Origin of the sequence: Wolbachia endosymbiont of Madathamugadia hiepei, assembly GCF_013366855.1 — a bacterium.
Lineage (GTDB): Bacteria > Pseudomonadota > Alphaproteobacteria > Rickettsiales > Anaplasmataceae > Wolbachia.
The window spans coordinates 1-12,496 of the sequence record NZ_WQMP01000013.1 but is presented as its reverse complement, the minus strand read 5'-3'; the positions used below and the strand labels follow the sequence as shown (position 1 = coordinate 12,496).

Annotated in this window: 13 protein-coding genes and 2 other RNA genes; 5 read left to right on the top strand and 10 right to left on the bottom strand. The window is 34.7% G+C overall.

What is annotated here, in order from left to right; genetic code table 11:
- Positions 1 to 608 precede the first annotated feature (608 nt).
- The 6 genes from GO685_RS00925 to ffs all read right to left on the bottom strand — a co-directional run bounded on the left by GO685_RS00925 (position 609) and on the right by ffs (position 5,250).
- On the bottom strand, positions 609 to 1,106 hold the full coding sequence (locus GO685_RS00925; protein WP_175937160.1) for an invasion associated locus B family protein: 498 nt from the start codon (positions 1,104 to 1,106) through the stop codon (positions 609 to 611).
- Entirely contained in the window at positions 1,099 to 1,992 is an 894-nt protein-coding gene (locus tag GO685_RS00920) for an RNA polymerase factor sigma-32 (protein WP_175937159.1), read from the bottom strand. Before GO685_RS00920 ends, GO685_RS00925 begins: the two co-directional genes overlap by 8 nt.
- Positions 1,993 to 2,262: 270 nt before the next feature.
- Positions 2,263 to 2,982: a P44/Msp2 family outer membrane protein gene (locus GO685_RS00915; protein ID WP_175937158.1), complete on the bottom strand. Its 720-nt coding sequence runs from the start codon at positions 2,980 to 2,982 to the stop codon at positions 2,263 to 2,265.
- Positions 2,983 to 3,316: 334 nt separating this feature from the next.
- A complete protein-coding gene (locus GO685_RS00910) occupies positions 3,317 to 3,631 on the bottom strand; it encodes a YbaB/EbfC family nucleoid-associated protein (protein ID WP_175937161.1) in 315 nt (104 codons plus the stop codon).
- Positions 3,632 to 3,652: 21 nt separating this feature from the next.
- Positions 3,653 to 5,137 carry a DNA polymerase III subunit gamma/tau gene (dnaX, locus tag GO685_RS00905; protein WP_175937157.1) on the bottom strand — a complete coding sequence of 495 codons (1,485 nt, stop codon included), beginning with the start codon at positions 5,135 to 5,137 and terminating at the stop codon, positions 3,653 to 3,655.
- Positions 5,138 to 5,152: 15 nt separating this feature from the next.
- Positions 5,153 to 5,250: signal recognition particle sRNA small type (ffs, locus tag GO685_RS00900), an RNA gene on the bottom strand.
- Between the two features lie 90 nt (positions 5,251 to 5,340).
- Here ffs and GO685_RS00895 point away from each other — a divergent pair.
- On the top strand, positions 5,341 to 5,994 hold the full coding sequence (locus GO685_RS00895) for a glutathione S-transferase family protein (protein ID WP_175937156.1): 654 nt from the start codon (positions 5,341 to 5,343) through the stop codon (positions 5,992 to 5,994).
- 1 nt (position 5,995) lies between these two features.
- Here the strand turns inward: GO685_RS00895 and GO685_RS00890 are convergent, their stop codons facing one another.
- A complete protein-coding gene (locus GO685_RS00890) occupies positions 5,996 to 6,646 on the bottom strand; it encodes a class I SAM-dependent methyltransferase (RefSeq protein WP_175937155.1) in 651 nt (216 codons plus the stop codon).
- 243 nt (positions 6,647 to 6,889) lie between these two features.
- Between GO685_RS00890 and GO685_RS00885 the strand changes: the two genes are divergently transcribed.
- Positions 6,890 to 7,168 (top strand): DUF2671 domain-containing protein, encoded by a 279-nt coding sequence (locus GO685_RS00885; protein WP_041044952.1) that lies wholly within the window; start codon positions 6,890 to 6,892, stop codon positions 7,166 to 7,168.
- Positions 7,169 to 7,196: 28 nt separating this feature from the next.
- On the opposite strand, the gene GO685_RS00880 is transcribed toward GO685_RS00885, so the two are convergent.
- The 3 genes from GO685_RS00880 to ssrS all read right to left on the bottom strand — a co-directional run bounded on the left by GO685_RS00880 (position 7,197) and on the right by ssrS (position 8,602).
- A complete protein-coding gene (locus tag GO685_RS00880; protein ID WP_175937154.1) occupies positions 7,197 to 7,907 on the bottom strand; it encodes a thioredoxin domain-containing protein in 711 nt (236 codons plus the stop codon).
- A 65-nt stretch (positions 7,908 to 7,972) separates the two neighbouring features.
- Positions 7,973 to 8,422: a type II toxin-antitoxin system RatA family toxin gene (locus GO685_RS00875; protein WP_175937153.1), complete on the bottom strand. Its 450-nt coding sequence runs from the start codon at positions 8,420 to 8,422 to the stop codon at positions 7,973 to 7,975.
- A gap of 18 nt (positions 8,423 to 8,440) precedes the next feature.
- Positions 8,441 to 8,602: non-coding RNA, 6S RNA (gene ssrS, locus GO685_RS00870), on the bottom strand.
- A 115-nt stretch (positions 8,603 to 8,717) separates the two neighbouring features.
- Here ssrS and GO685_RS00865 point away from each other — a divergent pair.
- The 3 genes from GO685_RS00865 (at position 8,718) to GO685_RS00855 (ending at position 11,872) form a co-directional block, all read left to right on the top strand.
- Entirely contained in the window at positions 8,718 to 9,308 is a 591-nt protein-coding gene (locus GO685_RS00865) for an MlaC/ttg2D family ABC transporter substrate-binding protein (protein ID WP_175937152.1), read from the top strand.
- Positions 9,305 to 10,663, top strand: coding sequence for a bifunctional folylpolyglutamate synthase/dihydrofolate synthase (locus GO685_RS00860; protein WP_175937151.1), 1,359 nt, complete (start codon positions 9,305 to 9,307; stop codon positions 10,661 to 10,663). The genes GO685_RS00865 and GO685_RS00860 overlap by 4 nt, the downstream gene beginning before the upstream one ends.
- A 63-nt stretch (positions 10,664 to 10,726) precedes the next feature.
- Positions 10,727 to 11,872, top strand: coding sequence for an aspartate kinase (locus tag GO685_RS00855; protein ID WP_175937150.1), 1,146 nt, complete (start codon positions 10,727 to 10,729; stop codon positions 11,870 to 11,872).
- Positions 11,873 to 12,496 lie beyond the last annotated feature (624 nt).

Below are 12,496 nucleotides of genomic sequence, written 5' to 3'. Positions count from 1 at the left end.
AAGCAAAAGAAGACCCGGCCGGTGGCTAATTATTTATATGTACCTCAAATATCGGCGTTTTTTTATTCTAAACGTTTGATGAATGCGACTTAGCTGCTTTTTAATGCAACTAACCTTAGCTGCAAATGTTTAAAAAATTTACTAAACAGAAAAAACAGCAAAAGAAACCCCGGTAGCTAGTTATTTACTATCTATCCTATAATATTGGCGTTTTTTTATGTTTTAAACGACTTATAAGCGCGTTTGAGCTTGAAAACCAGAAGTTTTAAAAAGACGTGAGGTGCACATAGTGCAAAAAATTAAACATGGTACGCCAGATACACTAAGTTTTTTTGTCATTTAATCTGCACAGACTGAAGATAAACAATAGCTTCAACCTTGTGATAACGGGCTTGGTGAGATTTGTCAAGTAGTTTTTGCATTCAATTTTCAGCCCCGTCTCTATGGCTTAGATTCCACTTGGATGACATCCTTCTAGCAGACTCGAATCACAATATTCTTATGGTTGTGCGCTCTTCCCGAGTATTCTGCAGTGCTAATCTGCGTTTCTCCTAAAAATTCCTTACCATAATGCAAGAGATCTAGTGCAGAATAGACGCAAAAATAGCTTATTTTGTGTGGCACAAATCGTGCATTTTTTGATATGCCTTTTGAAAACCAAGTAGGGAATAAGTGTCATCAACGGTTGCTGCTTTTGTTTTTCCATTGACCACCATTGATAATCCTTGCTTCATCCTGAGAATTAACTCTTGGTCTGTTTTTGTGTGCTCTGCCCACGCGAGACTCCCCTGTATTATGGGCAATGTATATTTGACTTTTTTATCGACATTAAGAATTACAGGTTCCTTATCGTACTGAAAACCAGAGGTAACACTGACCTCGTCTGCTTTTTTATCGACATAACTGACCATTACATACGGCTTACGATCAGTTGTATAATGCTCACTTTTCTTCTTAGGATAAGACACGATGTAGCACACTTTCCCCCCATCTTCTAATGCAGTATACACAAGCCAGTCTTTATATTTTTCTTTCAATTGCACATCACTAACCGATGTGAGAGCACTTACTGAAAAAAATGTTAAAAGTACAAAAAACCTACGCATGCAAGCCAAATTTTAAACTCTCCGATTGTATATGTTGTCTTACCTTACCCATCGCCTGCTCAGCTAGCTGCCTTATTCTTTCTCTTGAAACACCATATTTTTTACTAAGCTCATCTAGAGTTTGAGTGTTTTCAGACAAATATCTACTGACAAAGATGTCTCTTAACCTTTCGTTAAGGTTTGCCAGTGCATTGTTTAAAATTGTTTCTTTTAATTCTTTCTCTTCATAATTTTGGTAAGTTATTTCTTGACTAACCAAGTTACATGGAATCATATCTTGTAACTCCTTTTTAGAGTCATCACCTATCTTTATACACTTATTTAGCGACTGATCCTTACAAGCTAAACGGTAACTCATCTGTACAACATCTCCTTCAGATACAGAAAGTTCATTGGATATTGCTTTTATTTCTTCATTGGTTAAAGCTTCTCTGTTTGTATACTGTAAAATTCTTTTTTTTATTTTACGCAAACTAAAAAATAGCTTTCTTTGCGCCTGTGTTGTGCCTATTTTTACAAACGACCAAGATTTCAATATAAAGTCTTTTATTGAAGCTTCAATCCACCACACCGCATAAGTTGAAAAGCGAAACCCTAAATCAGGATTAAACTTTTTCACTGCATGCATCAAACCCATATTTCCCTCCATGACCAGGTCCATAAGCAGCAGTCCATAGTTTTTGAACTTCATTGCAATTTTCACTACCAAATTCAAATGACTGGTAATCAGCTTATGAGCAGAAGAAATATCTTTGTATTGGTGCCAATTTTTTGCTAATTGCACTTCTTCTTCTTGGGAAAGTATAGGAAATTTTCGCACCTCAGCAATATACTGCGTGAGATTAGTGGCACTGTTAATACATAAGCTCGCTGTTGGGATTAACATAACAACTTAAATTAAAACTCCATGCATATAATATATTGATTTTTCGACAAAAATTCAAGATTCAATTTAAAAAAGCATGTATATCTCTGCACCTAACTAGGACCTCAGATGTCTTAGCACTGGCTGCCAGCATATAACTCCATAAACTAAAGTAACCTACATATGTCATTCCAGTGCTTAAAAACACTGGAATCCACATTTTTTTCTAGGTCCCAGCACCAGTTACTTGAATGACAAAACTGGGACAACAAGAAGAGCTGCTAAGATGGACTAGAAGTTAAATGCTACTCCAGCTTCTGCACCAATAGTGCTGTAAAGAACTTTATATGCGTCTTGAGTGACTTTGGTTTCTTTTTCATCACCACCTGATTTAGTCACCTCTTCACTTTTATCAAAACTGGCACCATAAGAACCAAAATAACGAGCTCCAGCAAAGAGTTTGATTTCTGGAGTTACGTCATAACTAACACCAGCTTTTGCTTGGTAAGCAAAACCAAATCCATGCTTTTGCTCTGTAACAATTTTATCTGTTGCAGGATTGCTAAGATATGCTGCACCAAGACCAACACCAACATATGGAGTGATAGGCATATCTTCAATTGCTACATCGTAATAGACGTTAACTAATCCTGAGAATGCAGTTAAATTATCTGCAACTTTTGGTGTAGCTGTTGCACCATCAACCTCATTTTTGCTTAACTGCGAATAGAGTCCCTCAATGTCAACTCTGATATCGTCCATTTTGTAACCAAACGCACTACCACCAGCCATAAAAGAAGCTTTTAAAGGGTCTTGGTCTTTATCATCTTTTTTATACTCAATACCCTTAATTTCTGTTTTAAAAGGTAAAAATTCACCGTTGTACTGTAGGCGAATGTAGTAGCTGGTTTCTTCGTCAGCTATTGGACTAACAGGATCTGAAAAAGCAGCGTTTGATAAACTTAGCAACGTCACTAAAGCGGTTGCTGAAAAAAACTTTTTATAATGCATAATTGCCCTCGTTAAAAAAAAATTAAAATTCCACTTTAGCAATTTAAGTAAAAACTAAAGTTAAGTCAAGTACTAACTTAATAACATAAAATATTTGACATTTAAACCAATTTTTAAGGGTAAGGTAAAAATTTTATTAATAATAAAGACAATTATATAACTTTTTACCTTTGATTTTTCGGTATTTTCTCACTGACTCTAGTATTTCTTTGCTTTCTGCATCACTCCCTCACTGCTGCGATTTCTTTCATCTTTGCATGACATTTCGGGTACAGTATATGAAATAATGCTAGTACCAGAAATACAGAAACCTAGTTAGCAATACAGAGAATTTTTAAAGAGGAAGTTTAAACCCAGGTGGTAACCCCATCATACCTGCAAGATGAGAGGTTGCATTTGCCATGTCTTCCTCTGCCTTTTTAATGGCATCGTTGAACGCTGCCGTTACTAAATCTTCTACTATATCTTTCTCCTCGTTTCTCATAAGCTCTAAGTCTATGCTTACTTTCTTAGCTTTGTAACTACCTATTTTTACAACTTCCACCAACACAGAAACTTTGCCACCCCCGGAAATACCTTGAAACTCTTTCCCAATGTACTTCTCTTGAGCTTCCGCAAGCTTTTTTTGCATCTCTTGTGCTTGCTTCATTATTTGACTAAAATCCACAACCTACTCCTTATTCTCTATATTAACTATCTTTGCACCCTTAAACGTATCAAGTATATTCCTGACTGCAGGTGCATTATTCAAATTACTTACTTCCCTGCTCACATAGCCTACATCAACTGTGACAACCCATTCTTGCTGAGTCACTTGATTTAAGTAATTTTTCAAGTCATTACAAAAACTTTTGTCTAACCGAGATACGGCTCTTAATTTTAAATACCCAGGTTTGCAATCCACTAATTGTAGATTACTACATAGCTGTTTGTAAAGATAAATTTGGTTATTCTGTCGTAATAGTTGCAGAATTTTATCAAAATCGTAATTTTTTTGCTGTGCACTCTCTGCGTTACGCATATTCCTTTGCTGGGTATTCTGCATAAGAACTTTTTTGACTACTTGCTCAGGGGAAGGTAAATCAGAAAGATAACAGAGGCTAATTAACATCATTTCAGCAGCAATATCGTTACATGTTGAAGTTTTTATATCCTGAACTCCCTTGAGCAACATCTTCCACAATCTCGAGAAAAATATTAAAGATTTCTTTACACTTAAGTCTTTTATCCTGTTCTTTTCACATTCTATAACTGAACTATCGATTTCTTTTGTAATCAAATAACGGCATATTAATTGGATTGTTTGCAATAGACCTTCGAAAATACTGAGTGGGTTTGCTGTCTTTATTGCCTTGTCGAATACTGACAGAGCCTTCTGTAAATCACCATCTAATATTGCTTCCAGTAGATCAAATATAATATCTTTATCCACCAAACCGAGTATTTCTATCACATTCTTGGTGGATATTGTGCCATCTTTGCTATATAACACCGCTTGATTCATTAAAAATAAAGCGTTACGCATCGAATTGCTACAGTGGTGTGCAATTAATTCTGATGCCCCATTTTCAATGAGATAATTTTCTTTTTGTGCAATGTCATTCAACCGCTCCACTATTTTAGCTGCAGGGATATTATGCAAATCAAACCTTTGACAACGTGCAATAATAGTTATCGGTATCTTTTTTATCTCTGTGGTTGCCAGAACAAACTTTACACTGGACGGTGGTTCTTCTAGGGTTTTAAGCAATGCATTAAATGCACTGCTGGATAACATGTGTACTTCGTCTATAATATAAACCTTGAATTTAGAGCTTATAGGCGAATAGCAAATGTCTCCTAGGATTACTTTGATATCTTCAACGCTAGTGTGACTTGCTGCGTCAATTTCTATTACATCCTGGTGACTTGAATTCTTTATCGCTAGACAATTTTCACATGATCCACAAGGTTCAAAAGTTGGTCCCATGGAACAATTCAAACACAAAGCTATTATTCTTGCCGTGGTAGTTTTACCAACTCCACTACTACCAGAGAGCAGTATGGATTGTGGGATTTTGTTGAGAGTAAAAGCGTTTTCCAATATACGTACTAATATATCTTGACCTATTAGATCTTTGAAGCTACTAGGACGATATTTTAATGCTATGTTCATAACTTACGATAAACAAAGAGTTCAATAGGTATGCAACCCAAAAAGATTCTGATATGGCTGCTTCATCTCTGACCTGACCAAGTTACAGAGTTTTTGCCTGCATACCTTGTAAAATATTATACTTTTTTTTTTATTCAGCAAGGTATATCCTATGGTAGTCTATGATTAGTTGGGGTTGCATAAGTTACATATAGAAATTAATTATGATTTTATATCACTTCCCTCTTTGTCCATTCTCACGAAAGGTTAGAGCTCTTCTCAAGGAGAAAAAGTTAGGTTGTGATTTAGTATACGAGAATCCGTGGGAGAAGAGGAATGAATTTATGGAGATTAACCCAACTGGACAAGTACCAGTGCTTATGGATAATAATTTTATTATAACAGACAGCACTGCTATTTGTGAGTATCTAGAAGAAACTTACAGCAGTGATATCAAATTGCTCGATTTTTCTACTATTGTTAAGTCTAAAATACGTGCTTTGGTTAATTGGTTTGATAACAAGTTTTATAACGAGGTCACTAAATACATTATAAACGAAAAAGTAATAATTAACCGCAGCCCTGATTCTAGATTTCTTCATGCAGCTCAGCATAACCTGTCTTGCCATATAGAATATATTGAACACTTAATTAGCAAAAACGTTTGGCTTGCAACCGATAAGTTCACTTTGGCTGACATTACTTTAGCGTCACATATCTCTGTAATGGACTATGTAAATAGTTTTCCATGGGAAAAAAGTAGAATTTTAAAAGAATGGTACTCTATTGTTAAGTCAAGGCCCTGTTTTCGCGAGATGTTATTAGAAAGGATTTCTGGATTAACTCCTCCTGTACATTATGCCAACTTTGATTTTTAACTCATGTTAGCTTTAAAGCTACAGTCATCCCTTCATCAGTTGGAATCAACATAGAGTAATATTTTTCTTCGTCTGATAATCTACGATTAAATTCTCTCATAGCCTGCCATGATCTTTCTGATACTTCCTTTGGAGGTGATTCTAAAAACACTGTATTAAACAATAGAGTGTTATCTGCAACAATTAGTCCATCTCGTTTAATATACAGCTCTGCCCAATCTAAATATTTAGGGTAACCACCTTTATCGGCATCAATGAACATCATGTCAAACGGTGCTTTTGCTGACAACTCATTCAGTTTTTCCAATGCGTCGCCTTCTATTAAAGTAATTTTATTGTCCAGATTGAAAGCACTAAAATTTTTTTTTGCTATACTTAAGTGCTCAGGATTATTCTCTATTGTGTATATATGGCCATATTCAGGTAGAGCTTTTGCCATACAAATCGATGAATACCCATATAACGTACCAATTTCAACGATACTTTTTACTTTATGAATTTTTATAAATAAACTGAGCAATTTTCCTTCTTCAGCGCTAATTTGGATGTATTTCTTTTCTTCAAAAATACAGTATTCCTCTATTTTTTTGTACTTCTTTGCGAATAAATCTCTTATGTATGATAATTTCATGCTAGAGTTGTTGCGTGCCATGTCTTGTATTAATGATTTAATTTATATAAAATTTATATATGCTAGCTTAAAATAATAAAAACGTTTATTTTAGGTTATTATTTTTTACAGCGTAAAATTTTAAGTGACAAAAATTATTATATATAATATTATAATTAACTAGTATAATAGTCGATAGATTGTCATACTAGAACTTGAGGAACTGCTCATGAGCATTTCTTTTTAGTTAAAATATAATTTTCATAATCAATTAGAGGGGGTTATATGTCTTATAATATTGCTGGTGAAGTTGAAACGTTAAGCAAAAAATCTAACAAAGATGAAGGGGTTACATTGTTACATAACCCAGCTTATCGTGAGAAATATAGGGAACGTTTTGATGAAGCCCAGAAAAAAGTTATGGATATGGTTCAATTTTATGATGGAACAATAATATTAATAGAAAATAAAATTGCTATGTATTATTACGCTTGGCACAGTAAAAAAAGAGAATTTGAGCGTAAGAAACAACAAGCAGTGGTAAAAAACGATAGCTCAACGTAGGGTTTTTTTATGATAAGCTACAGTGGTATTATTTCACTATAGCTTTTTCATATAGCTTATCTATCACATTAGTGAAGTATTCTAATGTTTTGTATCCCTCGTGTTTAATCTTATTATGTTCTGTATGTGATTTATTGCTGTTAAGCTTGATAAAAAATATTGGAGTAGCCATAATATCAAGCTTATTTATTGCCAGTGATTTATCGTTTATAATTTTGTTAAACACTTCTTTGCCTTTCTTTTCATCAATGCATTGGTTAAATAGGTCTTGCTTTAAGTTACTCAGTGCAGCAATCCTTTGTAGTACAGTTAAATCACTTAAATCAGAGTAGTTCCACGAGTCTATTGAATTAAAAACAGCTTTGTTAAAATTAAAATAGTCTTCTTCTTTTTCATAGCAATAGCTTAGCATTGCAGCTTTTAATCCTCTATAATCCAGAGGAAAATGACGGAATATATATAACATTTTGCCCGTATCTATATATTTCTTTTTAATTGCAGGAAAAACCTCCTTATGAAAAAGGGAACAATGATAACAAGTGAGCGAAGCATATTCTATCATTAAAATTGGCGCTTTTGGATTACCTAGTGATTTGTCATCGGGCAATGGTAATAATAGTTCTTCTGCTGTTATTTCACCAGTTTTTTGAGTGTACTGGTTGTTGGACAAGTCTTGTTTAACAGCTGTATAAGAATTAACACTTATAAAAACTAGTAAAAGCAATAGTCTGAAAATCATTACAATATAAACACCAAAATTACTAAGAAAAATACGTATCTATATTAATAATGTCAAGATAACTTTTACTTAGCAAGGTTCTCAACTCTTTCTTTGAATGCAGCAATTATTTTACTTTGTGTATACTTGTACACTGAGTTTAATAGAGTTGAAAGCGAGCGAGATTGAAACTCAAATTCTATATAAAACTTCACCATGGTCTTATTTTTACCTATAGGAATGAATTTCCATTCATTGTATAAATGTTTAAATATTCCATTTGATGATACAGCTTTTATCCAACCTTCATTTGTTCTGCTTGGAGAAAGAAAGGTTACTTCTGATGTATATCTTTCTTTAATACCATGAAAAGCTGCTAGGAGATCCACAACCATTTGACTATCGATTTTTTCTTTTATATAAACAGCTTTGCACCAAGGAACAAAATCAGGATACTTCTCAACATCAATTACAACCTGAAATATCTCATCGGATGAACAGAGAAAAGTACCTTGTTCTTTGTATCGGTAGAGCATAAATCTAAATCAACTGGAACAGGGTCCGTATCTACCGTCGGTCTTAGTAGATTCCTGAGACCTAAAGTTAAAGTGGGCATCACGTATTAATTTGAACGAAATTAATAGAGGCAACTCCCTTGACTAGAAATTATCGCTCGGGAAATTTAACTTAACTCATAACGTATAGAACAGACCCTTATAATTATAGCTAGTTTACACAAGTTGTGTCTATATGTATATTGCAGTCAACAGTAAAACTAACTATCTTTATTAAACTTTGCATTTTAAGTATTACGGTGAATAAATATACCTTATGAATATTACTAAAGCTTTAATCGTTATTGTTTTTGTTATAATTTCTTCAGGTGCTTACACCAGTTGTGCAGATCACAAAATTTTTGTGCATGCTATGAAGCAACAAGTGGATAGCATATACACAAAAGAGAAGAAAAGAAATCAGGAATATACATATATAAAACTTCAGGAGATCATTCGAAGCAATGTTAATCTCAAAGAAATATCCCGATTTGTAATGGGAAAGCATTGGACTTTGACTACCCAGGAAGAAAGAGAAAGTTTCTTAAAAGAATATGAGGTGTATCTTATGCGTTTGTGCGTCAAAATTTTGTATAAGTACATGAATAACAGCGAAATGACTATAATGGGCTCAAAAGCAGGTGATGATGGAACTTGCTTGGTTAGTACAAGATTTTCCTACGGCGACGAAGAATTCACAAATATTGACTTTAAAGTTGCTAAAAGTAACAGTTCTTTCTTAATAAATGATGTTGTAATGAATGGAATAAGTATTTCTATTAATCAACGTTCCCAATTCAGTGAAAAAATTGATACGCATGGTATAGCGAGTGTTATAGATGAATTAAAATGTAATAACAATCTATGATATACATGCCTCACTGGCCTAAGCCACTTGGCAGAAGACCAAAAGACTTTTCTCTTGAGCGCATGAAAAGCTTTCTAAGTAAGTTAGGCAATCCCGAAAAAAAAATGCCTCCGGCAATTCACATAGCTGGAACTAATGGAAAAGGTTCAACATTATCATTCATAAGATACATAATGCAGGCAGCAGGGTATAAGGTTCATGCATACACTTCTCCACATTTAGTTAATTTTAATGAGAGAATAGTCGTTGCAGGAAGTCATATCGACGATAATGAATTATATAGTTTATTAGAAGAATGCCGCAGTGCAATTGCAGATCAGCCTATCACTTTGTTTGAAGCTGCAACAATTGCAGCATTCTTAGTTTTCTCTCGTTATGAAGCCAATGTCACTTTAATTGAGGTAGGTATGGGTGGAAGACTTGACGCAACAAATGTTATAGATAATCCGATCTTAACAATCATTACTTCCATCGCACTTGATCATATGGAATATCTTGGTCCTACTGTAGAAACTATAGCAGGTGAAAAGGCTGGAATAATGAAACACAATGTTCCTTGCGTAATAGCACCACAAGAAAAGTTCATAATGAATACGCTAGAGCAATATGCAGTCAATAAGAAATCTCCTCTATATAGGGGTGGGGTTGAGTGGAATTGCAGTAAACAACTGTCTGTCATCCAAGTAGCTAACACCGGGATCCAGCAAAAAAATGAGTGGATTCCAGCGTTACGCGCTGGAGCTCAAATGACTTTCCAATCAGCTATTCAATCAATAGAATTTCCTTTGCCTTCTTTGAAGGGCGATCATCAAATAATTAATGCAGGAAACGCTATTGCAGCATGTAGCATTTTGAGCGGAAAGTACGAATTTGATATTGGAGAAGAGGATATCACTTCAGGTTTACAACATACCTACTGGCCTGCACGACTAGAGCTTATAAAAGAGGGAAATTTAATTTCTTTGTTACCGAAAGATTGGCAATTATTTTTAGATGGTGCGCACAATAACGATGGTGCTAGAGTATTAGCTGATTGGGTAAAAGATAATTTTGCTGAAGGTATCTATATGATTTTTGGTGTTACTCGTAACAGAAACGTGGAAGAGTTTTTGGAACACTTTAAACCATATATCAAGTTATTATGTGCGGTTTGTGTTAAGTCTGAGCCTAAAGCAACAGATACAGGTCTAATCAGAGAGGGAGCGAATAATATAGGAATAAATGCTATTGAATGTGAATCGATCGGTGATGCCATATTAAACCACATACTAAAAGTTCCTATCCAGAATGTCAAAACCATACTGATTTGTGGTTCGCTATTCCTAGCTAGGGACTTTACTATTGAGAATAACTGAGTCTTTTAAAATTTATATCAACTAGCGCTATATTTTTTTCTGGAGGAAAGCTATATTGTAGCTATGGACAATATAATCATAAAAAAATTTGGTGGGACCTCATTAACTGACTTAAACCGAGTTGCAAACTTGATAAAAAGAGATGTTGAGAGAGGTTGTAACGTAATCGTCGTTGTATCCGCTGTTGCAGGATTTACTGATCAAATGGCTTTTCAGGCTAGACAAATCTCAGATTTAAGCTGCAAACGAGAGCTGTCGGAGTATGACGTTATACTTTCAGCAGGAGAGCAGATTTCTTGCGGCATGTTAGCAATCACTCTCCAATCTATAGGAATAAACGCTAAATCGTGGCTCGCCTGGCAGTTACCGATTATAACAGACGATCTTTACTCCGAGTCTAAAATAAAAACAATAGAGATTGACCACCTGAAAAGGTCTTTTACTGAAGGGTATACTGTAGCGATCATTGCTGGCTTTCAGGGTATATATGATGATAGAATCACCACTTTTGGAAGAGGAGGCTCTGACATATCAGCAGTTGCCTTAGCGGTAACTTTTAACGTCAGAGTTTGCGAGATTTTTACTGATATCGATGGAATATATACGGCTGATCCGAAAATTGTTCCAAAAGCACGCAAGCTCAAATCTATCTCTTACGATGAAATGTTGGAGATGTCATCATCTGGTGCTAAAATACTACATAATCGTTCAGTACAGCTTGCAATGAAACACAACATTAAAGTACAAGTGCTGTCCACCTTTAAAGAGGTGGAAGGAACTGTAGTACTGCATAAAAAAGATGTACTGGAGAGATACACAATTACTGGAATAACTTACAGCACCAATGAAGCTCTTGTAATTTTTGCTAACCTTGCAGATACCTTGCGTATTTTAAGGGATATTGCAGGGGCAAACATTAAAATTGATATGATACACGGATCAAGTCTTGTAATTTCCGAATTTGATATTGATTCAATGAAAAAGCTACTGAATGGGAGCTATATCATAAACAATAACGTAGCTAGAATTTCAATAATTGGTATTGGCGTTATGTCTAATACTGAGGTGATGCACTGCATACTCAAGGTCTTGAGCGAAAAAAAGATAGAAATACTCGCTATCACAGCATCTGAAACCAAGATCAGTATAATCGTTCAAAGAGAATGTGCTGAAGCTCTAGTTAGGGATTTACATACAGAATTGGTATAAATAGCCTTATGCCATACAACTTAGACCTCTCGCATATCAAACCAGCTTTGGCATATGCGAAAAAACTACTTGACAAGTTCCTCCAAACCCATTATTATGTTACTGGAGGTATTCAGTTATCTTCATCTGTGCAGATTAAACGACAAGAGTATTAAGATTGGCCTCTTATGTTTAAATTTTTGTATTATATGCACCTTATGTCTTTATTAATTTCACCTAGACTTCTAGGTTTTTCCCTATACAAGCTGAAACGTGCTTATAAGTTGTTTAAGACAGTATAGTACGCCAATTTGCAGGATTAGAGAGTGAGAACAATCTATCACGGGATTCTTTTATCTTTTTTTCTGCTGAGTAAGTTTCTTAGCACTTAAGCTAACGGTCTGTTGCAGTTTAAAAGTCGCTAAATTGCAGCGTTTAAGACTTAAAAAAACGCCAATACTAAAAATAGACAATGGCCAGGGTTTCTTTTGCTTTTTTTCTTATTTAGTAAATTTCTCAAATATTTATTACTAAAGTAGTATCCTGGATGCCAGTGTCTATTTTTAGTATTGGCGTTTTTTTAAGTCTTAAACGCTGCAATTTAGCGACTTTTAAACTGCAACAGACCGTTAGCTTAAGTGCTAA